This window comes from Kribbella catacumbae DSM 19601, assembly GCF_000372465.1.
Lineage (GTDB): Bacteria > Actinomycetota > Actinomycetes > Propionibacteriales > Kribbellaceae > Kribbella > Kribbella catacumbae.
Window position 1 is genome coordinate 1 of sequence record NZ_AQUZ01000056.1, and the last position, 21,184, is coordinate 21,184.

At 67.6% G+C, this 21,184-nt stretch carries 24 protein-coding genes and 1 pseudogene; 12 read left to right on the top strand and 13 right to left on the bottom strand.

What is annotated here, in order from left to right; translation table 11 throughout:
- The 5 genes and pseudogenes from A3ES_RS49765 to A3ES_RS0137075 form a co-directional block, all read right to left on the bottom strand.
- A pseudogene (locus tag A3ES_RS49765) lies at window positions 1-225 on the bottom strand (IS5/IS1182 family transposase); the annotation flags it as partial.
- Between the two features lie 53 nt (window positions 226-278).
- A complete protein-coding gene (locus A3ES_RS0137060; protein WP_020391897.1) occupies window positions 279-914 on the bottom strand; it encodes a DsbA family oxidoreductase in 636 nt (211 codons plus the stop codon).
- Window positions 911-1,396 carry a nucleoside deaminase gene (locus A3ES_RS0137065; protein WP_020391898.1) on the bottom strand — a complete coding sequence of 162 codons (486 nt, stop codon included), beginning with the start codon at window positions 1,394-1,396 and terminating at the stop codon, window positions 911-913. The genes A3ES_RS0137060 and A3ES_RS0137065 overlap by 4 nt, the downstream gene beginning before the upstream one ends.
- 100 nt (window positions 1,397-1,496) lie before the next feature.
- Entirely contained in the window at window positions 1,497-1,898 is a 402-nt protein-coding gene (locus tag A3ES_RS0137070; RefSeq protein ID WP_020391899.1) for a DMT family transporter, read from the bottom strand.
- A 44-nt stretch (window positions 1,899-1,942) separates the two neighbouring features.
- Entirely contained in the window at window positions 1,943-2,263 is a 321-nt protein-coding gene (locus A3ES_RS0137075; protein WP_020391900.1) for a DMT family transporter, read from the bottom strand.
- Between the two features lie 159 nt (window positions 2,264-2,422).
- Between A3ES_RS0137075 and A3ES_RS0137080 the strand changes: the two genes are divergently transcribed.
- The 7 genes from A3ES_RS0137080 to A3ES_RS0137110 all read left to right on the top strand — a co-directional run bounded on the left by A3ES_RS0137080 (window position 2,423) and on the right by A3ES_RS0137110 (window position 7,951).
- A complete protein-coding gene (locus tag A3ES_RS0137080; RefSeq protein ID WP_020391901.1) occupies window positions 2,423-2,872 on the top strand; it encodes a MarR family winged helix-turn-helix transcriptional regulator in 450 nt (149 codons plus the stop codon).
- Between the two features lie 233 nt (window positions 2,873-3,105).
- Entirely contained in the window at window positions 3,106-4,575 is a 1,470-nt protein-coding gene (locus tag A3ES_RS0137085) for an AMP-binding protein (RefSeq protein WP_020391902.1), read from the top strand.
- Entirely contained in the window at window positions 4,572-4,838 is a 267-nt protein-coding gene (locus A3ES_RS0137090) for an acyl carrier protein (protein ID WP_020391903.1), read from the top strand. Before A3ES_RS0137085 ends, A3ES_RS0137090 begins: the two co-directional genes overlap by 4 nt.
- A 34-nt stretch (window positions 4,839-4,872) precedes the next feature.
- Window positions 4,873-5,247 carry an ectoine synthase gene (locus tag A3ES_RS0137095; RefSeq protein ID WP_020391904.1) on the top strand — a complete coding sequence of 125 codons (375 nt, stop codon included), beginning with the start codon at window positions 4,873-4,875 and terminating at the stop codon, window positions 5,245-5,247.
- Window positions 5,248-5,335: 88 nt separating this feature from the next.
- The gene (locus A3ES_RS0137100) at window positions 5,336-6,454 is read left to right on the top strand and encodes an acyl-CoA dehydrogenase family protein (RefSeq protein WP_020391905.1); all 1,119 of its coding nucleotides are present in this window, start codon (window positions 5,336-5,338) and stop codon (window positions 6,452-6,454) included.
- Window positions 6,455-6,470: 16 nt separating this feature from the next.
- Entirely contained in the window at window positions 6,471-7,160 is a 690-nt protein-coding gene (locus tag A3ES_RS0137105) for a transglutaminase-like domain-containing protein (RefSeq protein ID WP_020391906.1), read from the top strand.
- A complete protein-coding gene (locus A3ES_RS0137110) occupies window positions 7,157-7,951 on the top strand; it encodes a maleate cis-trans isomerase family protein (RefSeq protein WP_020391907.1) in 795 nt (264 codons plus the stop codon). The genes A3ES_RS0137105 and A3ES_RS0137110 overlap by 4 nt, the downstream gene beginning before the upstream one ends.
- 9 nt (window positions 7,952-7,960) lie before the next feature.
- On the opposite strand, the gene A3ES_RS0137115 is transcribed toward A3ES_RS0137110, so the two are convergent.
- Together A3ES_RS0137115 and A3ES_RS0137120 are read right to left on the bottom strand one after the other, a co-directional pair.
- Window positions 7,961-9,052 carry an IS701 family transposase gene (locus A3ES_RS0137115; RefSeq protein ID WP_020391908.1) on the bottom strand — a complete coding sequence of 364 codons (1,092 nt, stop codon included), beginning with the start codon at window positions 9,050-9,052 and terminating at the stop codon, window positions 7,961-7,963.
- A 162-nt stretch (window positions 9,053-9,214) separates the two neighbouring features.
- Window positions 9,215-10,087: a 1,4-dihydroxy-2-naphthoate polyprenyltransferase gene (locus A3ES_RS0137120; RefSeq protein ID WP_020391909.1), complete on the bottom strand. Its 873-nt coding sequence runs from the start codon at window positions 10,085-10,087 to the stop codon at window positions 9,215-9,217.
- 89 nt (window positions 10,088-10,176) lie between these two features.
- On the opposite strand from A3ES_RS0137120, the gene menE reads away from it, so the two are divergent.
- The 3 genes from menE to menD are packed head-to-tail and all read left to right on the top strand — an operon-like array spanning window position 10,177 to window position 13,876.
- The gene (gene menE, locus A3ES_RS0137125) at window positions 10,177-11,304 is read left to right on the top strand and encodes an o-succinylbenzoate--CoA ligase (RefSeq protein WP_020391910.1); all 1,128 of its coding nucleotides are present in this window, start codon (window positions 10,177-10,179) and stop codon (window positions 11,302-11,304) included.
- Window positions 11,301-12,239 (top strand): o-succinylbenzoate synthase, encoded by a 939-nt coding sequence (locus A3ES_RS0137130; protein WP_020391911.1) that lies wholly within the window; start codon window positions 11,301-11,303, stop codon window positions 12,237-12,239. The genes menE and A3ES_RS0137130 overlap by 4 nt, the downstream gene beginning before the upstream one ends.
- Window positions 12,236-13,876 carry a 2-succinyl-5-enolpyruvyl-6-hydroxy-3-cyclohexene-1-carboxylic-acid synthase gene (gene menD / locus A3ES_RS0137135; protein ID WP_020391912.1) on the top strand — a complete coding sequence of 547 codons (1,641 nt, stop codon included), beginning with the start codon at window positions 12,236-12,238 and terminating at the stop codon, window positions 13,874-13,876. Before A3ES_RS0137130 ends, menD begins: the two co-directional genes overlap by 4 nt.
- Here the strand turns inward: menD and mptB are convergent.
- Genes mptB through A3ES_RS0137155 form a run of 4 tightly spaced genes read right to left on the bottom strand, consistent with a single transcriptional unit; the run spans window position 13,863 to window position 17,329 of the window.
- Window positions 13,863-15,290: a polyprenol phosphomannose-dependent alpha 1,6 mannosyltransferase MptB gene (gene mptB / locus A3ES_RS0137140; RefSeq protein ID WP_063746040.1), complete on the bottom strand. Its 1,428-nt coding sequence runs from the start codon at window positions 15,288-15,290 to the stop codon at window positions 13,863-13,865. The two genes, menD and mptB, sit on opposite strands and share 14 nt — an antisense overlap.
- 52 nt (window positions 15,291-15,342) lie before the next feature.
- Window positions 15,343-15,822 (bottom strand): hypothetical protein, encoded by a 480-nt coding sequence (locus tag A3ES_RS0137145; protein WP_020391914.1) that lies wholly within the window; start codon window positions 15,820-15,822, stop codon window positions 15,343-15,345.
- Window positions 15,819-16,589, bottom strand: a complete 771-nt coding sequence (locus A3ES_RS0137150) for an ABC transporter permease (protein WP_020391915.1) — start codon at window positions 16,587-16,589, stop codon at window positions 15,819-15,821. Before A3ES_RS0137150 ends, A3ES_RS0137145 begins: the two co-directional genes overlap by 4 nt.
- Window positions 16,586-17,329, bottom strand: coding sequence for an ABC transporter ATP-binding protein (locus tag A3ES_RS0137155; RefSeq protein WP_020391916.1), 744 nt, complete (start codon window positions 17,327-17,329; stop codon window positions 16,586-16,588). Before A3ES_RS0137155 ends, A3ES_RS0137150 begins: the two co-directional genes overlap by 4 nt.
- Window positions 17,330-17,428: 99 nt before the next feature.
- Here A3ES_RS0137155 and A3ES_RS0137160 point away from each other — a divergent pair, with 99 nt between their 5' ends.
- Complete coding sequence (locus A3ES_RS0137160; protein WP_026163559.1) at window positions 17,429-18,106, top strand: response regulator transcription factor; 678 nt, start codon at window positions 17,429-17,431, stop codon at window positions 18,104-18,106.
- 12 nt (window positions 18,107-18,118) lie between these two features.
- The gene (locus A3ES_RS0137165) at window positions 18,119-19,408 is read left to right on the top strand and encodes a sensor histidine kinase (protein ID WP_020391918.1); all 1,290 of its coding nucleotides are present in this window, start codon (window positions 18,119-18,121) and stop codon (window positions 19,406-19,408) included.
- A gap of 10 nt (window positions 19,409-19,418) precedes the next feature.
- Here A3ES_RS0137165 and A3ES_RS0137170 read toward each other — a convergent pair whose 3' ends face one another.
- Complete coding sequence (locus A3ES_RS0137170; protein ID WP_020391919.1) at window positions 19,419-20,183, bottom strand: ABC transporter permease; 765 nt, start codon at window positions 20,181-20,183, stop codon at window positions 19,419-19,421.
- Window positions 20,180-21,166, bottom strand: coding sequence for an ABC transporter ATP-binding protein (locus tag A3ES_RS0137175; protein ID WP_020391920.1), 987 nt, complete (start codon window positions 21,164-21,166; stop codon window positions 20,180-20,182). The genes A3ES_RS0137170 and A3ES_RS0137175 overlap by 4 nt, the downstream gene beginning before the upstream one ends.
- Window positions 21,167-21,184 lie beyond the last annotated feature (18 nt).

Genomic DNA, 21,184 nt, shown 5'->3' on the forward strand with positions numbered 1-21,184 from the left:
GGACAGATCGTGCAATGTCTGCAACACCAGCACCGACGCCGCGACCTCACCCGGCAGACTCGGCCGCCCGGTCGAGCTCGGGAACAGATCCTCGAACAACCCGGCCGGGAACACCTCACCACGATGCTCAGCCAAGAACCCGAACACGCTCCCGGCCGGCACCAGATGCCCGACCAACGCCCGAGCGTCCATCAACTCCTGATCAACCCCAGCTGAACCCTGCACCCCACAATCGTCCCAGCACGGTCACCACACGACCGGGCCAACACGCAGGTTATTCAGCAGGCTCCTAGTGCGCCGTGTCGGCGCACTAGCTTCTGACCCAGGGTGTCGACGATTGCCTTGCGTAGCTGGACGGGGCTCGGCACACCCTCGATGCGGGTGTCGCCGACCAGGATGGTCGGCACGGACTGAACCTGGTGGGCCTGTGCCTCTCGAAGAGCGTCCTGGTGCTTCGCACGGTAGGCGCGGTCGTCCAGGGCGGCGCGGAAGGCGGCGCCGTCCAGGCCGATCTCCTCGGCTAGGGCCTGCAGGATGTCGGGCTGTCCGAGGTCCTGGTTCTCCTGGAAGAAGGCGCGGAACATGCAGTGCGTGTACTCGGTGCCCAGGCCGCGCTCGGCGGCGAACTGGTAACCCTCGAAAGCGAGCTGCGTGTACGGCTGCGGGGAGACGGTCGGCAAGGTGATGTCGACCCCCAGGCGGCGGGCCATCGGGTAGACGGCCCGGGCCCAGATGGCGGGCAGGTACTCGTCCTCGGGGCGCAGTGTCGGGGCGGGAAAGGCCCGCAGCTCGAACGGCTTCCACTCGATCTCGACGTCCAGGTCCTTCGTCGCCTCCTCGATCGGGCCTTCGGCGAGCATGCAGAAGGGGCAGACGTAGTCCGTGAAGATCGTGATCTTCACCCTGCCGGTCATCGCTTTCCGCCTCTGAGGCCGGTCTTGAACTCCTCGAACGGCACTTCGTGTCCCTCGATCGGGGCGTGCGTCACCTTGATCGGCCAGGTGGTGGGATCGCTGGCGAAGATGGAGTACGAGCTGCTGTAGTCGAAGCCGTAGACGCCGGCGGTGGTGCGGTCGGCGGCGTACACGATGTGCTCGATGCTGAAGTAGAGCGCGGCCATGTAACACAGGGCGCAGGGCTCGCCGGAGGCGATCAGAGTCGCACCCGCGACGCTGAGCCGGCCGTACTTCTTCGCGGCGGCGCGCAGAGCGACGATTTCGGCGTGCGCTGTGGAGTCGTCGTCCTCGAGGACCCGGTTGAAACCTGTGCCCAGAACTTGGCCGTCGCGGACAACGAGCCCGGAGAAGGGGATACCGCCGTCGGCGACGTGGCTGCGGCTGATCCGGACGGCCTCCTCGAGATGAGGAGCCAGATGGTCGAGGAGGTCAGTTGGCATGAGTCCGTCCTTGAGGAGAGGGGAAGTTCTGCTGCGAAGCACACCCGGAGCGGCCCGCTTTGGAGTGGAGCGGAGCTGCCCCGGGTGCGGCACAAGGTCTTCAGACGCCGGCGCTCTCGGCTTCCTGCGGCTGCTCGACGGGTGTCTTGGGGCTGTCCAGCCGGTCGGCGAGCTTGAGCCAGATGACGCCGGCGATGATGAGGCAGAGCCACAAGGACTGGACGAGGGTGAGGCGCTCGTCGAAGAAGACGGGGCCGAGGACCGCAGCTCCGGCCGCCCCGATTCCTGCCCAGACCGCATAGCCGATGCTGACCTCGATGGTGCGCAGTGCGGCGCTCAGCGCCCACAGGGTCAGCAGGAAGAACACGACGGCGACCAGCGACCAGGTCAGGCGGGTGAAGCCATGGCTTCCGCCGACCGAGAGCGCGTAGCCGATTTCGAACCCGCCGGCCAGCAGGAGCATGAGCCAGGAGCGGGCCGCGGAGGGACTAATCGAGGACATCTGGGGATTCCTTTCGAGATGAACGGGGCGGTGGCGAGCGGGTTCTACGCAGCGCCGCTGAGCTGGAGGCCGACGACCCCGGCGATGATCGCCGCGATGCCGAGCCCCTTGCGCCAGCTGAGGCGCTGGCCGAACAGCCACGCGCCGAGCAGCGTGATGCCGACGCCGGAGACCGAGGTCCAGACGGCGTATCCGACGCCGACGTCGAAGGTCAGCAGAGCCCTGCTGAGGAAGTAGGTGCCGAAGGCGCCGCTGACCAGCGTCACGATCGTCCACTTGCGGTTGGTGAAGCCTTCGGCCTTGCCGGCTGCGATCGCGACGACGATCTCGAAGACGACGGCGACGCCGAGGTAGAGCCAGTGCATGCGGGTGTCCTTTCGTTGGGTGGCCGAGAAACCGCCGGAAGATTGCTTGTACATGCAAGCATTGCGGTTCACTGTACGTCAATGATGTGATCGAGGGGAACACCAGGACGTTGCATGAGCATGTAGTCTGATCAAGTATCAACCGAGGGAGGCCGACCCATGACAACTTCGCACCTTGCGCCCCCGCGCACCTCCGACCGCAGCGCGTGGGATCGCGTCCTGATGCTGCACGCGCGGGTGGAACGCGAGCTGTCCCTGGCCCTGCACGGCCGGCACGGCATCGGCCTGTCGGAGTACCGGTCGCTGGAGCATCTGGTCCATTCCGAGACCAGTGAGCTGCGGATGCAGGAGCTCGCCGACAAGGTGGGCCTGGGCCAATCGTCGATCACCCGGCTGGTGGCGCGGTTGGAGAAGGCCGGTTTCGCCTACAAGGACCTGTGCCCGTCGGACAAGCGCGGCGTCTATGCGGTGATCACGGACAAGGGGCGGGAGCGCTACCAGCTGGCCCGCGCGACCTATGCGGAAGTCCTCTCGTCCGCCCTGAACGTCTTCGCCGCCGACCCGGAACTGGGTCTCACGGTCCAGGCTCTGCGGACCCCTCAGAGCTGACTTCCGGCCGGCCTCGCCGGCCGCTCCGCACCCCCGCTGCGCCGATGGCGCTCGGGGGTCTTTTTTGTTTGCACGCTCAAATACCATGATCCTGCTCACAGCTACTTCGCCAAGTAGATGCTTGACCAAGCATGTACCTCGCGGGATACCTTCGGGACCGTCGCCACGGGATTCGAACAGTCGAACGAGTGGTGTGCGCGTCCAGAAACCGTCCCTACCGTGAGGAATCCGCCGTGCCATCGCCCCGCCTGGCCGAAGCCGTCGCCGTTCACGGCCACCTACGACCTCACGATCCCGCCCTGGTCTTCAACGACCGCACCATCACGTACGGCGAACTGAGCGACCTCACGCAGGCCTTTCGTCACAGCTTGCTCGAGTTGCGCCTGCCGCCCGGAAGCACGGTCTGCGTCCCGGCGTACAAGACGCCGGAGACGATCGCGCTGCTCCTCGCCGTGTTCCACGAGGGCCTCGTCGCACTGGCTCCCGCACCCGACCTGGGCGCAGCCGCATTGGCACGCCTGTCGCAGCAAGCGCGCGCCACTCATGTCCTCACCGGGTCTGCGATCGATGCCCTGACGGCGGACCCGGTACACACCGACGAGAAGGAGGCAGCGGGATTCGCGTCAGCGGATGCGGGAGGTTCGTGCCTTCTGCTCACCACCTCCGGCTCCACCGGCACCCCGAAGATCGTGCCCAGTGCGGCTGCCGGTTTCGAGGCTTTCGCTGCCTGGGCGACGCACGAGTTTGCCCTCACCTCCAGTGATGTCGCGCTCTCCTACGCCCCTCTCAACTTCGACCTCGCGCTCCTGGACATCTGGTCCTTCCTGCAGGTGGGGGCGCAGGTCGTCCTGGTGGATCAGGGCAGGGCCACGGACGGACCGTACGTCCAGGCGCTGGTCGCGAAGCACGACGTCACCTTCATCCAGGGCGTGCCGATGCTGTACCGCCTGCTGGTTGAAGACGGCTCACCCAACCCCGCTGTGCGTCAGGTGATCTTCACCGGGGACAGCGTGCCGGACTCGCTGCTGGCACCGGTGAGTGCGGCCTTCCCGCGGGCCCGGTTCCACAACGTGTTCGGCTGCACGGAGACCAACGACTCGTTCATCCACGAGGTCGACCCCGCTACACCGACTCCGAGGATGCCGATCGGCCGGCCGATCGCCGGCACCGACGCACTCATCCGCGACCCGGACGGCGCGATCGTGCGGTCCGCCGGGGCCGGAGAGCTCCTGGTGGCCACCCCGTTCCAGACCGATGGCTATCTCAACACCGCACTGAACGCCGAGACGTTCACGGTGATCGACGGCCGCACCTTCTACCGCACCGGCGACCTCGTCACCCGCGACGAGTCCGGCTTGTACAGCCTGCAGGGCCGCGCGGACTGGCAGGTGAAGGTCCGGGGCGTGCGCACCAATCTGCAGGAAGTGGAGCGGGTGATCGCCGCGCATCCGGACGTGGTCGAGGCGGTCGTCGTCCCGCTGCCCGACGAACAGGCCGGGGTCCGGTTGCACGCTCACGTCAGCCGGCGTCCCAGCAGCGCCTTGACCGGTCTGCGGCTGCGGACGCACGCCGGCAAGAACCTGCCGCGGCATGCCATTCCCACCTCCGTACACGTCACGGACACCCCGCTGCCCCGTACCTCCACGGGCAAGCCCGACCGAAACCTGATCAAGAGCAACCGCCTGAAGGAGATCCATCCGTGAACAGCAAAGACGTCGCCGGCGAGATCCGTGCCTATGTCGTGGCGCAGTTCCTGGCCGGCGAGGACAGCTCCGACCTGACCGGTGACTACAGCCTGATCGAGTCGGGCGTGATCGACAGCCTCGGGCTGATCCGGCTCATCTCGCACCTCACCGAGACCTACGAAGTCTCCTTCGACGACCTCGAGCTCGGCCCGGACAACTTCCGCAGCCTCGACGCGATCGTCGACCTGGTCACCACCCACTCCACCGCCAGCGCGGCCTGAGCACCTCCCAACCAGTAGCAAGGAGCAGGAAGACATGATCGTGCGCAGCATCGAGACCCTCGCCCCCGTCGAGTGGGGTAACGGCCTCAGCTACCGCGTTCTCACCCAGGCCGACGGCATGGGCTTTGCCGTCTGCGACACCCTCGTCCGGCGCGGCACGACGAGCGCCCTCCAGTACCGCGAACACCTCGAGGCCTGCTACTGCGTGGGCGGCTCGGGTGAGGTGGTGGAGAAGGACGGCACCCGCCACAAGATCGTGGAGGGCACCATCTACGCGCTCAACGAGCACGACCCGCACTACCTGGTCGCGTCCGATGACGAGGACCTGCACCTGATCTCCGTGTTCAACCCGCCGATCAACGGCGACGAGAAGCACACGCTGTCGGCGGACGGCTTCTCCCAGTACTGACGCAGTACTGATGCGGCACGGTGGGGCCGCCGCCCGCGGCTCCACCGGGTCCCAGCCCTCTGACACCCGACCCGACTGAGGACGCCTCTTGAACGACGACCTTTTCCACCTCGCCACCCCGTGGGCAGATCAGCTCAACGCAGACCTACAGGAGTCGGATGCGGCAGGTGCCTTCCCGCAGGACAAGTGGAAGGCCATTCAGGACTCCGGGATCCTGCGGACACCCTTCCACTCCGACCTCGGCGGCAGCGGCCGCAGCCTGACCGAGACCATGCGGGCGCTGGAAGGACTCGGGTACACGTCCCGTGACGCGGGCCTGTCCTTCTCCACGTCCACCCAGATCGTGTCCGTCGGCATCCCGCTGCAGCGGTTCGCGTCGCCGGAACTCAAGAACCGGCACCTGCCCGGCATCATGGCCGGCGACCTGATCACCGCGCACGCGATCACCGAGGAGTCCGGCGGGTCCGATGCGACGAACGTGTCCACCGTCGCCCGCCGCGACGGGGACCACTATGTTGTCAACGGCAACAAAATGTTCATCACCAACGCCCCGATCGCCGATCTGTTCCTGCTGTACGTCCGCACCGGCAAGCCGGGCCCGTTCGGCCTGACCACGTTGCTGGTCGAGGCCGGCACACCTGGCCTGGCTGTCGGGCCGACCATGGACAAGCTAGGGCTGCGCACCAGCCCGATCGGCACGCTCTCCTTCGAGGAGTTGCGGATTCCCGTCGCCAACCGCATCGGTGCCGAGGGAGCGGGGTTCCTCGTCCTGGACTACGTGATGAAGCGTGAGGTCCTGTTCGGCTTCTCCCTCACGCTCGGCGAGATGACCCGCCGGCTGGAGGAGACGGTCCAGTTCGCCAAGTCCCGCACGCAGTTCGGGCAGCCGATCGGCAAGTACCAGGCCGTCTCCCACAAGCTCGCCGACATGGCGATGCGGGTGGAGACCGCCCGCAAATGGCTGACCGACACGGGAGCCAAGGTCGAGGCCGGGCAGGACGCCGCCTTCGATCTCGCCGCCACCAAGACGATCGTCTCCGAGGCCAACGTGCAGACCGCGCTGGACGCCGTACAGATCCATGGTGGTCGCGGGGTGCTCACCGAGTTCGGGATGGAGCGCGAGCTGCGCAACTCCATCGCCGGGACGATCTACTCCGGCAGCTCAGAGATCCAGCGCAACCGCATCGCCACTCTCGTCGGCCTCTGATCAGGACAGGACTGCTATGACTGTTGACCTGAACGACCTGACCCGCCCCACCGAGTTCCTCGACTACGAGACCGACGAAGTCCAAGCCTTCATCGACCACGCCGTCAAGGATCGCTCGGCGGATCGGGCCACCACCGCGATCGAGCTGTACTACGCCGTCCGCGACGGCATCTTCTACGAGGTGTACGGCGCGGACCTGTCCGCCGACGGACTGAAGGCCTCGAGCACCGCGCGGGCCAAGTCCGGGTTCTGTCTGCACAAGTCCGCTCTCTATGCAGCGGTTGTCCGTGCTGTCGGCATCCCTTCCCGCCTGGTGTATGGCGATGTGCGCAACCACCTCGCTTCGCCGCGGCTCATCGAGCACATCGGCGGCGATGTGTTCTTCCACGGCCTCACCCAGGTGTATCTGAACGGTCAGTGGGTCAAGGCCACTCCGGTGTTCAACAAGATGCTCTGCAAGCTGTACGGCCTGCAGGCCCTCGAGTTCGACGGCACCGCCGACAGCCTCTACCACCCGCACAACGGCGGCGGATCGATGGAGTTCCTCGTCGACCATGGAGCCTTCGACGACGTCCCGTACGACTACGTCATCGCCACCATGCGGGCCAAGCACCCCAAGTTCCTCGACAACTCCGGCTCGGGGACCGTCGGCGGCGGCACCCTCGCGGGCGAATCCACCCTTGCCAAAGAGGAGGTATCTCGATGACCAGCACCCCCACTGACGGCTGGGACGCCGGCACCCGCCTCGGCGTCGTCGTACCGCATGCCGATGTCGGTCCGGAGGCCGAACTGCAAGCGATGGCCCCGGCGTCGGTGTCCATTCACGGCTCGCGGATCCACTTCGCCGCCATGCGTGCCGGCGGCGAAATGGACGAGAAGATCCCGCACGACCCGGTCAAGGCGTTCGTCGAGCCACCGTTCCTGGACCAGGCCGTGGAACTGGTGGCCGCGAGCCCGCTGCACGCTCTCGCCCTCGGCTTCACCTCTTCCAGTTATGTACTGAAGGCCAAGGGCGAAGCGGAGCTCTACGAACGACTGGCCCCCGTCACCCGCGGTCTGCCGATCACGGGAACGACCAAGGCGGCTCGCGCCGCATTCCACGCGCTGGGCGCCCACAAGATCGCCATCGTGAACCCGCCGTGGTTCGACGACCTCCTCTCGGGTCAGGGCGCGGACTACTTCGGCGAGTTCGGGTTCGACGTCGTCCACCACGGACCGTGCGGCCTGCCGTCGAACCAGAAGGCGATCACTCCCGGCAACCTGTCCGCCTGGATCCGCAGTACGGTCGCCGCCTACCAGCCCGACGCCGTCCTGGTGGCCGGCAACGGCATTCGTGCGGTGGGGACCATCAAGCCCCTCGAGGAGGAGCTGGGCTTCAACGTGGTCACCGCGAACCAAGTGATTCTGTGGCACGCCCTGCACCTCGGCGATGCCGCTCACGTTGCTGCCGGCATCACCGACTACGGGCAGCTTTTCGCTACCACTCCCAAGGACTGAAAGCAGCAGTCAGGCGGCGCGACGGTCCGGTTCCTGCAGTCGGTGCGTTGCCACCTGCTGATAGGCATAGGCCGCGGAGGTCAGCGTCATGTGGTGGTGCCAGCCCGGGTACGAGCGGCCCTCGAAGTCCCGCAGGCCGAACTCTCGTTCCATCCGTCCGATGGTGGCAGCCGTCGTCGCCATCCCGTCGACCAGTGCGAGGAGTTCGCCGAACGGCCGGTTCGTCATGTTCGTGAGCCACAGACCACCGGGCCGGCCCCGGCCGTCTTCGCGCCGGTCGAACAGACGGTAGGTGCGCTGGAGACCGGGCCTGGTCCGGGTGCGGGGCAGATAGGCGAGCCCGGTCGGGTGCGTGGTGTGGCCGGTGCGTTCGTCGATGAACTCTGCGGCCCGCACCGGAGCGCGTTCGGCACACTGCCGAGCCGCCAGATGGCTCCCGGGCTGTAGCAGCAGGTTGTCCGGTACGGCGATGACGAAGTCATGGCCCCGCTCGACGAGTCCGTGAATCAGCGCGCAGGTGTCCAGGTAGCCGACCAGGTCGGCCACCACCGGCATCGACACCGCTTCTGTGTTGAGCAGATCCAGTACACCCTCGGCCGGGGACGCTGCCGCCGCGGGGCCCGGAATGCGGGCGCGCCGGCGCCGCGCGGCATCGGACCATTCCTCGGGCAGCAGCATGGTCCAGGCCACCGGCAGAGCTCCGGTGTCCGATGACAGGAAGGCCCCGATCCCGATCTGGCAGTTGACGGTCCGTCCGGTCTGCCGAATGAAACGGCGGTGCACTCCACAGGACTGCCCGCCGCGCTTGGGGAGTACGACGGGGGCGATGGCCCAGGACCGGGGCCGGGTCTGTCGCTCGACCCAGCGCATGAGCTCGGTCTGGATGGGTTCCCATTTCCAGGGACTGGCATTGATGAACTGATGCAGGGCCTGGGCGGCGGTGCTGGAATCGGTAACCGCGGCGGCCATCCGCCGGACCGTCTTCTTGCCCGGGGTCGTGAGGAGTCCTTGCAGATAGACCTCGGCCCACCGTCGCTGATCGGCCCTGGGCAAGCGGCTGAACAACTCGCCGGTGAACCGGCTGAAGGATGTCGCAGTCATAGCTGGGTTCCCCTCCCCTGAGATCCACCGTCACTGGGTAGACCATCAGAGAATAAAGAACGATTGCCATGTATTTAACTGCTTTGGGTAAATGGGTAGTTACTTTCTGGATAATCAGGCAAACGTTTGCTGGAATACTGAACCAGAATTAAAGAGATTGCTTTAGCGTCCGAGGAACAGGCCGGCCGTCAGGCCGGCCGCGTAGACCAGCTCGGTGAGGCCGGTGCCCTTGAGGACAGGAATCAGTGCTGGGCCGACGGCGTCGCTGACGACCACCTTGACGGATTTGGCGGCCAGCGGCAGGGCGAGCAGCGCGAGGAGTGTCCAGGGGGTCGCCAGGGCTGACACGGCCGCCAGTATGAAGGCCAGCGCGACCAGCCCGGCGTACAGGCGGCGGGAGCGGGCAGCGCCCAGTACTACGGCCAGCGTGCGCTTGCCGGTCACCGAGTCGGTGGGGATGTCGCGGAGGTTGTTGGCGACCAGGAGCGCGCAGGCGATGCTGCCGATGGCGACAGCGCCGGCTACGGCTGTCCAGTGGAGCTTTTCGGCCTGGACGTACGTAGTACCGAGTACTGCGACCAAGCCGAAGAACAGGAAGACGCTGACTTCACCGAGTGCCCGGTAGCCGTAGGGCTTCTTGCCGCCCGTGTAGAACCACGCGCCGAGCAGCGAGGCGGCTCCTACGAGCAGTAGCCACCAGGAGGTGGTTGCACAAAGCACGATGCCCAGTACTGCGCCCACGCCGAAGCAGCTGAACGCCGCACCCTTCACCTGCAGCGGGCTGGCCACCTTGGAGCCCACCAAGCGCAGCGGGCCGACCCGGTTCTCGTCTGTACCGCGGATGCCGTCGCTGTAGTCATTGGCGTAGTTGACGCCGATCTGCAGCGCCAAGCCGACGCCCAGCGCGAGCAGCGCCTTCCACCAGACGAAGTGGTCGAGGTAGGCGGCGGCGCCGGTACCGACGAGCACAGGAGCGATCGCGGCGGGCAACGTCCGGGGGCGAGCGCCTTCGATCCACTGGGCAGGGGTGGCCATGGCAACCGATTCTGTCAGCCGACCGGCAAGGGCTTGCAGGCGGCACAGGCTGAAGACTCCGCACGCGCGCGCCGTACGCTCGGAGGGACATGTCTACCTTGCGCCTGGTCCCAGCGACCCCGGATGCCGTGCTGTCGGCATTGACCAGCTTGCTGGACGGCACCGGTACTGCGTTCGCTCCGGTGCCGGATGATCCCGCTGCGGCGGAGCGGGTGCGGCAGGCGGTCGTTCCGGGCGAGCCGCTCGAGTCGGACGACTGTGGGGTCGTGCTGGCCACCTCCGGCTCCTCTGGCGAGCCCAAGGGCGTCATGCTCTCCACGAATGCTCTGGTCGCCTCGGCTACAGCCACGCATGAGCGGTTGGGCGGGCCGGGCCAGTGGTTGCTGCCGATGCAGCCGTACTTCGTGGGTGGGCTGCAGGTGCTGACCCGCTCGGTTGTGGCCGGCTATGCGCCGGTGGTCGCCAGTGAGCACCCGAGCTTCTCGGTGGGGGCCAAGGCGATGACTGGGCCGCGGCGGTACACGGCGATGGTCCCGACGCAGTTGGCGCGCTACCTGGAGACGGAGCCGGACGCGTTGCGGAGTTTCGACGCGATTGTGCTCGGCGGGGCGGCGATGTCGGCCGAGTTGAAGGCGAAGGCGGCCGCGGCGGGGGTGACGGCGATTCCGTCGTATGGGATGACCGAGACCGGCAGTGGGTGTGTGTATGCGGGTGTGCCGTTGACGGGTACCTCGCTGCGGTTGGAGGACAACAGGATTTTGATCAAGGGACCCACATTGTTCTCCGGGTACCGGCTGCAGCCGGAGTTGACGGCAGAGGTGCTGCGGGACGGCTGGTTCCGGACGCAGGATCGTGGTCGGCTCGTGGACGGCCGGCTGCAGGTGGTCGGGCGGCTGGACGACGTGGTGATCTCCGGCGGCGTCAACGTCACCCTGACGGCGGTGCAGGCGCGGTTGCTCGAGCATCCCGCCGTGGCGGAGGCGGTGGTGCTGGGCGTGCCCGATGCGGAGTGGGGCGCGCGAGTGGTCGCCTTCATCGTCGGCGGCGCCGAGTCGCCCCGCGACGCCGGTGGGCCTGCGCTCGACGAGTTGCGCGACTTCGTCGGCGAAGTGTTGCCGCGGGCGTGGGCGCCGCGCGAGGTGGTACGGCTGGAGCGTTTGCCGATGCTTGCCTCTGGCAAGGTTGATCGGCAGCTGTTGCTGGATGGCGTGCGGTGATCACCTTTGCGATCGGCCTGAAGAACAGGTTCCGGGGGATCACGGTGCGCGAGGGGATGCTCTTCGAGGGCCCGGCGGGTTGGGCCGAGTGGAGCCCGTTCCTCGACTACGACGATGCCGCCAGCGTGTCTTGGCTTCGGGCGGCTCGTGAGGCTGCCTTCGACGGCTGGCCGGCGCCGGTGCGTTCCGTAGTACCGGTGAATTGCACTGTGCCGGCCATAGGCCCCGAGAAGGCGGCTGCGATCGTGCGGGCGTCCGGCTGCAGCACTGCGAAGGTGAAGGTGGCCGAGCCCGGGCAGACGCTCAAGGATGACTTGGAGCGACTAGAGGCCGTCCGGGACGCGATCGGCTCAGGGCAGGTGCGTATCGATGCCAACGGCGCCTGGTCGGTCGACGAAGCCCTGCAGGCGTTGAAGGAACTCGCACGCTTCGATCTGGAGTACGTCGAGCAGCCGTGTGCCTCAGTAGAGGACCTGGCCGCCGTACGGCGACGTACAGACGTGCTGGTCGCGGCAGACGAGTCCATCCGCCGGGCCGAGGATCCCTTGCTGGTAAAGAAGCTCGAGGCCGCCGACATCGCAGTACTGAAGGTGCAGCCGATCGGAGGCGTCCGGGCCTGCCTCGACATCGCCGAGCAGATCGGTCTGCCAGTGGTCGTCTCGTCAGCCCTGGAGACCTCCGTCGGCATCGCTGCTGGCGTTGCTCTGGCCGCAGCCCTGCCAGAGCTTCCCTACGCGTGCGGCCTGGCTACGGTCTCCATGTTCACCTCAGAGGTGGTCGCGGAGCCGCTGCTGCCCATAGACGGCTTCCTGCCCGTGAATCGCCTTGAACCAGATCCAGTCTTGCTAGCTGCAGCCACTGCCGACCAAGCGACCACAGCCAAGTGGGCCGCGCGGTTGGCCAGGGTCGAAGCATTGAAGGGGAGTACGGGATGAACCCGTCCACGGCATTCGCGACAGTGGTGGTCGACGAGCTGATCCGGTCCGGTGTCCGCGAGGCCGTACTGGCTCCCGGCTCGCGCAGCACCCCACTGGCGCTCGCCTTGGCTGCCGCAGACCGAGACGGCCGCCTGCGCCTTCACGTGCGGATCGACGAACGTACTGCGGGCTTCCTAGCTCTCGGTCTCATCCGCGGTACCGGCCTGCCAGTACCGGTGGTGACGACCTCCGGTACTGCGGTCGCCAACCTCTACCCGGCAGTCCTCGAGGCCTCGCACAGCGGCCTGCCGCTGATCGTGCTGAGTGCAGACCGCCCGCCGGAGCTCCGCGGCACCGGCGCCAACCAGACCACTGACCAGCTGAAGGTCTTCGGCGACGCCGTCCGCCTCTTCCACGAGCTCGGTACGCCGAGCAAGCAGGTGGGCCAGGTCGCCTACTGGCGTTCGCAAATCGCGCGTGCGGTGTCGACAGCCGTAGGAGCCCGCACGGCCGACCCGGGGCCAGTGCAGCTCAACTGCCCGCTGGTAGAGCCGCTGGTGCCGACTGAGGACGACGACTGGCCGGAGCCGCTCGACGGGCGCAGTACCGGGCCGTGGACGAGTGTGCACGCCACTGCGGCTCAACCCTCTGCCGTTGCAGCCGGACCGAAGACCGTGGTCGTTGCAGGTGACGGCGCATCGCAGGCCGCGCGGCTTGCTGCGGAGGCGGGCGGCTGGCCGTTGTTCGCCGAGCCGTCCAGCCGGGCGAGGACCGGGCCGGCGGTCATCTCGGCGTACAGGTTGTTGCTGGCAGCAACGACGATGGGTGACGAGATCGAGCGGGTGCTGGTGTTCGGGCACCCCACCTTGTCGCGGCCGATCTCCAAGCTGCTCGCACGCGAGGACGTCGAGGTGATCGTTGTCGCACCGACCGGTCTCTGGCCGGACTCGGGGCGCCGCGCCAGGTCGGTCGTCACAGGGCTCGAGGTGATCGGCACGGACAGCACGGACTGGCTGACCCGCTGGCAGGAGGCCGACCAGCTGGCTCGCCCGGCGATCGACAAGGTGCTCGCCGATGGGCTGTCCGGGCCTGCAGTGGCCGCAGTACTGGGTGAAGTCGTCGGTGCTGACGGCATGCTCGTCGTCGCCTCCTCCAACCCGGTGCGCGATCTCGACCTGGCTCCCGTCGTGCCGATTCGCACAGTGGCCAACCGTGGCCTGGCAGGGATCGACGGCACGCTCTCGACGGCAGTAGGCGCCGCCCTGGCCAACGCGGGTGCTACGTACGCGCTGGTGGGTGATCTGGCCTTCCTGCATGATGCCAACGGTCTGGTGATCGGCCCTGCCGAGCCGCGCCCGGACCTGCGCATCGTGGTGCTCAACGACAACGGCGGTGGCATCTTCGCCACCCTTGAACAGGGCAGCACCGACCACGCCGACTACTTCGAGCGCGTCTTCGGTACCCCGCACAACGTCGACCTCGCCGCACTCTGCGCAGCCACCGGTACGCCGTACCGGCTGGTCGACACGGCGGTTGAGCTGAGAGATGCGCTGGTCCGCACGGTGGAGGGCATTGACGTCGTGGAGGTCAGGGTCGACCGCTCGACCCACCGCGACCTGCAGGCCGAGCTACACACGGCAGTCAGCCAGTTGTAGCTGTTGTAGCCACAACAGCCGGCTGCAGAGTGCGGAGCCGCCCGAGCAGGCAGCCGGCCACCACGAGCACTAGTGAAGTGGTGACGAGGATGGGGATGACTGCGCCGCGCAGCGACGAGTTGAGCGGCGCGGCGATGGTCAGGATGATGCTGACGCCGATCAGGGCAGTGGTGAGCTTGCGACCCGGACGGGCGACGGCCAGGAACGGCAAGCACCAGACGAAGTACCAGTCATGAGCAGTGGGTCCTAGTAGAACCACTGCCAGCAAAGCGATCCCCACTGCCCGGGCTGCGTTGTGGATGGACGACCGCAGGCCCAGTACTGCGATCAACCCGACAGCACTGAGGATCCCCACCAGCCGCACGAGCTGCAGAGCCTGCTTGGCCGCACCGTCCTCACCCAGCCAAGCCAGTACGCCGGAAGCGCCCAGCCCGATGAGGTTGGCGATCGACAGTGGCGACCGCACGAGCCCTGGTACGTCGAGGGCACCCAGCCAGCCCGACCCCACCCCAGTCAGCTCGCCGATCGTCACCAGCGTCAGCACTGAGATAGCACCGGCGATCGCCAGACTCGCCAGCCGCAGACGCGCCCGCCCGGCCAGGGGACTCATCACTGCAGCAATGGCGACGACTACGAGTCCACCGGGCAACTTCACGGCTGCTGCAGTGCCGGCCAGCACAGCAGCCGTACCCCACTGACCGGTCAGAGCCAGAGCAAACGCAGAACAAGCGAGTCCCAGCATCAGTACGTCGTTGTGCGCCGCCCCGAGGCCGTGCGTGATCAGCACAGGGTTGGCGACGACCAGCCAGGTCGCGACCGTCGGGTCTACCCGGCAGGCGGTGGCGAGTCGCGGTATGGCCCAGGCGATCAAGACGAAGCCCAGTACTGCCAGCAGGCGATGCGCCAGCATGAGCACGTACGGGTCGAGGGTCAGCCGCGCTGCGAGGCCGCCGTACGCGAGTGGCAGTGGCCCGTACGGCGCTGGGGTCGACATCCACATCGGATCGACTGCCTCGATCACCTGGCCCGACAGGACGCCGGGGCCGACGCTGTAGGGGTCGTAGCCCTTGGCGACGAGTGCTCCCTGTGCGGCGTAGCTCCAGGCATCGCGGCTGAACAGTGGTGGGATCAGCAGCAGCGGTGCTGACCAGCACGCGACCAGTGGCGTCAACCGGTAGCGCACTCCGGCGAGGACTTGGCGACCGATCGAGAGCCAGGCCCACACCATTAGCCCGAGCCCGCCGACCATGAACGTCAACCCGGTCATCCGCCCCGGCAGCGTCGCCCGCAGGTCGCTGGCGATCGGCAGCGACGCCACCCAGGAGGACTCCGGCACTACCGACGTCACCAAAGACGCGGCGGCCACCACGCACGACCCCACCACCCCACGCACCAACGCTGACGGCACACGCATGCAATCGACGCTAAACAAGCTCGGCGACCGCCCGATGAACAACTGCTTGCGACTAGCGCGCTGTGCGGAGACGTGTTGCCAGGATGGCCAGGCCGAGGATTGCGGGGACCGCCACGGCGACCGGTAGCGCGCCGCCGGTGTCCAGAGTCTGCCTCGCGGTCACTGTCAGGAGGACGGGTGGGCTGACCACCAGCGAGCCGGTCTTGGGAACCAGTACGACGTACAGGGCGAAGTGGCCGCTGTTGACCGCCTGGACCTCCCAGCTGAGCTGGGAGTCGGTATCCGGGCCTACCGGCTGCGTGACGTCCATCGTCCAGTCCTCCAGGTCGACGTACACGCCGTCGAGACTGGTGACGTTGAGGTGCGCGACCCCGGACTGCACACCGTCGGGCCGCGTCAGCACCGACTCCAGCGAGAGAGTCTGGCCGGTTACAGCAGTCAGCTGGTCCGACGTCAGCGTGATGGCCGGCTCTGGGCTCGCAGCGGGCATTACGGCGACTACCGCCGCCGCCAGCAGGTTCAAGAGACTCATTCGGAACTCACTCCCGCGGTCAGCTTGACGATTCTCGGACTTGTCGCGATCAGGACGCCGCAGACGACAACGGCCAGCAGTGCCGGCGACAGCAGGTAGCTGAGGTCGTAGGTCCAGCTGCGCCGGTTGACCAGCACCTGTGAGACGTAGTGCAGCGACGAGCCGATCGGATTGACTCGGACGAGTGCTTCGCCGATACCGGTCTTCGGCAGTGCCGGTAGCTGAGTCGGTGCGAACAGGACGAGCAACAACAGCAGGCTGGACGCCAGGCTGGTCTTGTTGGAGCTGGTCAAGGCGCTGATCAGCAGACCGAGACCGCCGAGCCCCACTGCGACCAACGTGCCCACGATGAGGGTCAGGAGGGCTGCCTGGCCGGCTACGGCGACGCCCCGGCCGAGGACCCAGAGGTAGGGGACGGTGACGACCAGGCACGCGAGCCACAAAGTCAGCGCCGCGACCAGCTTCCCGCCGACGATGCCTCGCCGGGACACCGGCGTGAGCAGTAGTGCCTCCAGCGTGCCGCGTTCTCTCTCGCCGCTGATGGCGTCGGCGCTGACGAGCAAGGTCAGCAGTACGCCGACCGTCAACGACACCTGGACGGTCAGGTTGACCGCTTCGCGTTGCTCGAGGAAGTTCATCGCGCGGTTGGTCGCGGCCAGGTAGGTCATTGCGCTCAGCAGCACACTGAACGCGAACACCAGCAGTGGACCACGCCCGCCGACCCACAGATCCCTGCTCTCCTGCTCGGCGACGACGACCGCGCTCATGGTCGCTCCTCGTTGGTGAGGCTGAGGAAGGCATCGCTCAGCCTGGTGGAACCAATACGCCGGCCGGCGGTCGCGATGACGTCCTCGACCGTCCCGGCCGCGCGAACTCGTCCGTGGTGGAGGATCAGCAGGCTGTTGCAGAGCTGCTCGACCTCGGTCAGCGTGTGGGTGGACAGCACGACGGTCGCGCCGCGGTGCAAGGCGATCTGCCGGATGGTGGTGAGGACCTCGAGCTGGCCGGCCGGATCGAGACCCAGCGTCGGCTCGTCCAGGAAGACCACCGCCGGGTCGTTGACCAGCGCCCGGGCGATCCCGAGCCGTTGCCGCATGCCCCGGCTGTACGTCGAGATCCGCGAGCCGGCCCGGTCGCTCAAGCCGACGTCCGCGAGCAGGCGATCGGCGATCTGCGCCGCGCCCGCGCGATCGCGGCCGAACAACCTGGCTGAGTACCGCAGGTACTCAGCGCCGGTCTGCCGGTTCGGATAGCCGGAGCTCTCCGGCAGTACGCCGATCCGCCGCCGGATCCCGGCCGGGTCATCCCCATCCATCCCGGCGACTCTGAACGAGCCGCTGGTCGGCCGAAGGATCGTGGTCAGCAACCGGATCGTCGTCGTCTTGCCTGCGCCGTTGGGACCGAGCAGACCGAGGATGTCGCCCTGCTCGGCGACGAAGCTCAGGTCGTCGACGGCCACCCGGTCGCCGTACCGCTTGCTCAACCGCACTGCTTCGAGACTCGCCATGTCTCTGACGCTAGGACCGCATCGCTGAACGCTCGCTGAACGCCGGATTCAGCCGTTGTTCAGCCACAATGAGTCAGGATCGCCATGAAGGAGGTGCAGATGCGTGCGCTCGTGGTCGAAGACGAGCTACGGCTCGCCACCGGCCTGCGGAACGGACTGGAGGCCGAGGGCTTCGCCGTCGACGTCGCGCTGACGGGGACCGACGGGCTCTGGCTGGCGCGCGAGCACCCGTACGACGTCCTGGTCCTGGACTTGATGCTGCCCGGGGTCGACGGGTTCGAAATCTGCGCCACCCTGCGGACCGAGGGGGTCTGGACGCCGATCCTGATGCTGACCGCGCGGGACGCCGACAGCGACCAGGTCCGCGCGCTCGACACCGGCGCCGACGACTACCTGACCAAACCGTTCTCGTACGCCGTACTGGTCGCCCGCCTGCGCGCGTTGGTCCGGCGCGGAGCGGCCAAGCGGCCGGTCGTGGTGGCGGCCGGCGATCTCCGGCTCGATCCGGCCGCGCGGCAGGCCTGGCGTGGCGACGTGGAGCTCGAGCTGACGGCCCGGGAGCTTTCGTTGCTGGAGTTCCTGCTGCGCAGGCAGGGGACCGTGGTGTCGAAGCAGACCATCCTCGACCACGTCTGGGACTACGACTTCGAGGGTGATCCGAACATCGTCGAGGTCTATGTCCGGCGGCTGCGGAACAAGCTGGACCGGCCGTACGGGCGGTCGTCGATCGCGACCTTGCGCGGTTCGGGCTATCGGCTGGCGGCCGACGGTGGATAGCCGGCCGCTGCGATGACAGTGCGCGTGCGGGTGACGCTGGCCGCAGTACTGGTGGTCGGGCTGGCTCTGGTCGCCGGGGCTTTCGTGCTGGTGGCATTGCTCAGCTCGGCGCTGACCGACCAGGTCTGCGCCGATGCCCGGGAGCGAGCCGGGCAGCTGGCTTCGACTGTTGCTGGTTCGGATGCTCGCGTCTCGACGCCAGGTGAGCTGATCCAGTTCGTCGACTCAGCGGGCAAGGTGGTGGGCTCGGGGGAGGGACGGTTCGCCGATCCGGGAGCGCAGTGTGTGAAGGCCGAGCCGGCGGGATATCACGAGGACTTCGTCTTTGCCGCGGCTGCCGTCGAGCGGCCTTCCAGCGGTTGGCCGGTCCAGGTGATCGTCGGCCGGCCGTTGGTCGATGTACTGGACTCGACTCGCTTCGTCACCCGGGTACTGGTCGTCGGGCTGCCGTTGATGCTGCTGGTCGTCGGTGGCGTGGCCTGGGTGGTGACCGGCCGGACCCTCGCGCCGGTGACGGCGATCCGGCGGGAGGTCGACGAGATCTCCGCGGCCGAGCTGCACCGGCGAGTGCCGACCGTGCACCACCGCGACGAGATCGGCCGGCTGGCGGCGACGATGAACCGGATGCTCGACCGGCTCGAGCTGGCCCAAGACAGCCAGCGGCGCTTCGTCTCCGACGCCTCGCACGAGCTGCGCTCGCCGATCGCGTCGATCCGCCAGCACGTCGAAGTCGCCCTGGCGCATCCGGACCGGTCATCGCTGGAGGAACTGGCCGGCACCGTGCAGGCGGAGAACCTGCGGATCCAGCGCCTGGTCGACGACTTGCTGCTGCTCGCCCGCGCCGACGAACGCGACCTTCGGTTACCGAGGGTGCCGATAGACCTGGACGACCTCGTCTTCGCGGAGGCGAAACGATTGCGCATGGCAACAGAGTTCGAGATCGACACCGCGGCAGTGTCGGCCGGCCGAGTGCTCGGCGACGAGACGTCCCTGCAGCGGATGCTCCACAACCTGACCGAGAACGCCGCCCGCTACGCCTCCCGGCGGATCAGCCTGACGTTGCACGAGGTGAACGGCGAGGTGGTGCTGACCGTCTCCGACGACGGTCCGGGGATCCCCGTCGCCGACCGTGAGCGAGTCTTCGAACGCTTCGTCCGCCTTGCCACCGCCCGCGGTCGAGCGGACGGTGGCAGCGGCCTCGGGCTGGCGATCGTGGCCGAGATCGTCCAGGCCCACAACGGCCGGGTCGCAGTACTCGAAGGCAACGGCACGACCTTCGAAGTACGTCTGCCCGGCGACTAGGCCAGGGAGGCTAGGCCGACTCCTTCCGGAAGGTGCGGGCGCCTACGGCTAGACCTACCGCAGTGAGCAAGATGACCCAGAAGAGGCCCCACAGCGACGAACTGCTGGTGATGTCGCCGCGGAAGAGGGCACGGACGCCCGTCACCACGTGCTTCAGCGGGCTGATGTCGGACAGCCGCTGTAGCCAGGTCGGCCCGATCTGCATCGGGAGCAGGATTCCGGACAGCAGCAGGAGCGGCATCGCGATGCCGTTCAGCAGCGGTGCCAGAGCGTCCTCGCTCTTGGTGATGAGCGCGACGGAGTACGAGAGTGAGGCGAAGGTCGCGCCGAGCAGAGCGACGATCACCAGCGACAGCAGTACGCCGCCCCAGGGTGCGCGCAGGCCCAGCGGCAGAGCGGCGAGCAGCAACAGCACCGTCTGCGCGACGAGCACCACGACGTCCCGCAGTACGCGGCCGGCCATCAGCGCGATCCGCGAGGCGGGGGTGACCCGGTCGGCCTCGATCACGCCGGCCCGGTACTCCGCGATCAGGCCGAAGCCGACGAACATCGCACCGAACATGCCGAGCTGGACGATCAGGCCGGGGATGAACACCTGGTAGGCGTTCGTGGTCGCACCCTGGCTGATCTGGGCGGTGATCGGCTTCAGCAGCGGGCCGAACAGGAACAGGTACATCAGCGGCTGGCTGAGCATCAGGATGGACCACATCGGGTTGCGCAGCGACAGCCGCATCGAGCGGTTGAAGACGATCCAGGTCTCTTTGAACACCTTCATGCCACGGCCTCCTTCTCGTCCGTCGCGGGGACGTCCTCGTCGCGCAGCGAGCGCCCGGTCATGGTCAGGAAGACGTCGTCCAGCGTCGGTCGGTGCACCTCGACGCCGTTCAGCTCGATGCCCTGGGCATCGATCGAGCGGAGTAGCGACGGCAGCACCGAGCCGCCCTTGGGGATCCGGAAGGCGACCACGTCACCGTCGGTCTCGACGGCCACCGCGCCCGGCAGTTCCTGCACGATCTTGGTTACCGAAGGAGCCTGCGTCTCGTCGGCCAGGCTCAGCCGGACCGCGTCACCGGAGACCTGCTGCTTGAGCTCGTCCGGCTTGCCCGCGCCGACGATCTTGCCGTGGTCGATGACCAGGATCCGGTCGCAGAGCGCGTCCGCCTCGTCCAGGTAGTGGGTGGTGAGGAAGATCGTCGCGCCGCGCTCGCGCAGGCCGCGGATGTGCTCCCACAGGTTCGCCCGGGCCTGCGGGTCGAGGCCGGTGGTCGGCTCGTCCAGGAAGATCAGCTTGGGGTCGTGGATCAGCCCCATCACGATGTCGAGCCGGCGCCGCTGGCCGCCCGACAGAGTCTTGCACTGGCGCCGCCACAGGCCGGGCAGGTCCAGTTCCTCGAACAGCGCCTGGCCGTCCGCGATCGCCTTCTTCTTGTCCACGCCGTACAGCCGGGCGTGGTCGACGACCTCGTCGCCGGCGATCGCCTCGGGCAGCGTGGAACCGCTCTGCGGCACGTAGCCGATCCGCCGGCGGACGCCGACGGGGTCCTTCGCCAGGTCGCAGCCGGCGACGGTCGCGGTGCCGCTGGTCGGCTTGATCAGGGTTGCCAGCATCCGCATGGTGGTGGTCTTGCCGGCCCCGTTCGGGCCGAGGAAGCCGACGATCTCCCCGTCGGCGACATTCAGGTCTACCCCCTGCACGGCCTGTACCGGCCCGCGCTTGGTCTTGAAGGTGCGGACGAGTCCGCGAGCTTCGATCATCATGCCGACCAGTCTCGATCA

Bases quoted from the DNA above. Each gene is read 5' to 3' on its own strand.
- A3ES_RS0137060 (WP_020391897.1), bottom strand. From the start codon at position 914: ATGACCGGCAGGGTGAAGATCACGATCTTCACGGACTACGTCTGCCCC.
- A3ES_RS0137075 (WP_020391900.1), bottom strand. From the start codon at position 2,263: ATGCACTGGCTCTACCTCGGCGTCGCCGTCGTCTTCGAGATCGTCGTC.
- A3ES_RS0137150 (WP_020391915.1), bottom strand. From the start codon at position 16,589: ATGAGCGCGGTCGTCGTCGCCGAGCAGGAGAGCAGGGATCTGTGGGTC.
- A3ES_RS0137170 (WP_020391919.1), bottom strand. From the start codon at position 20,183: ATGAAGGTGTTCAAAGAGACCTGGATCGTCTTCAACCGCTCGATGCGG.
- menE (WP_020391910.1), top strand. From the start codon at position 10,177: ATGTCTACCTTGCGCCTGGTCCCAGCGACCCCGGATGCCGTGCTGTCG.
- A3ES_RS0137155 (WP_020391916.1), bottom strand. From the start codon at position 17,329: ATGGCGAGTCTCGAAGCAGTGCGGTTGAGCAAGCGGTACGGCGACCGG.
- mptB (WP_063746040.1), bottom strand. From the start codon at position 15,290: ATGCGTGTGCCGTCAGCGTTGGTGCGTGGGGTGGTGGGGTCGTGCGTG.
- A3ES_RS0137105 (WP_020391906.1), top strand. From the start codon at position 6,471: ATGACTGTTGACCTGAACGACCTGACCCGCCCCACCGAGTTCCTCGAC.
- A3ES_RS0137070 (WP_020391899.1), bottom strand. From the start codon at position 1,898: ATGTCCTCGATTAGTCCCTCCGCGGCCCGCTCCTGGCTCATGCTCCTG.
- A3ES_RS0137080 (WP_020391901.1), top strand. From the start codon at position 2,423: ATGACAACTTCGCACCTTGCGCCCCCGCGCACCTCCGACCGCAGCGCG.
- A3ES_RS0137145 (WP_020391914.1), bottom strand. From the start codon at position 15,822: ATGAGTCTCTTGAACCTGCTGGCGGCGGCGGTAGTCGCCGTAATGCCC.
- menD (WP_020391912.1), top strand. From the start codon at position 12,236: ATGAACCCGTCCACGGCATTCGCGACAGTGGTGGTCGACGAGCTGATC.
- A3ES_RS0137160 (WP_026163559.1), top strand. From the start codon at position 17,429: ATGCGTGCGCTCGTGGTCGAAGACGAGCTACGGCTCGCCACCGGCCTG.
- A3ES_RS0137110 (WP_020391907.1), top strand. From the start codon at position 7,157: ATGACCAGCACCCCCACTGACGGCTGGGACGCCGGCACCCGCCTCGGC.
- A3ES_RS0137095 (WP_020391904.1), top strand. From the start codon at position 4,873: ATGATCGTGCGCAGCATCGAGACCCTCGCCCCCGTCGAGTGGGGTAAC.
- A3ES_RS0137175 (WP_020391920.1), bottom strand. From the start codon at position 21,166: ATGATGATCGAAGCTCGCGGACTCGTCCGCACCTTCAAGACCAAGCGC.
- A3ES_RS0137120 (WP_020391909.1), bottom strand. From the start codon at position 10,087: ATGGCCACCCCTGCCCAGTGGATCGAAGGCGCTCGCCCCCGGACGTTG.
- A3ES_RS0137065 (WP_020391898.1), bottom strand. From the start codon at position 1,396: ATGCCAACTGACCTCCTCGACCATCTGGCTCCTCATCTCGAGGAGGCC.
- A3ES_RS0137115 (WP_020391908.1), bottom strand. From the start codon at position 9,052: ATGACTGCGACATCCTTCAGCCGGTTCACCGGCGAGTTGTTCAGCCGC.
- A3ES_RS0137165 (WP_020391918.1), top strand. From the start codon at position 18,119: ATGACAGTGCGCGTGCGGGTGACGCTGGCCGCAGTACTGGTGGTCGGG.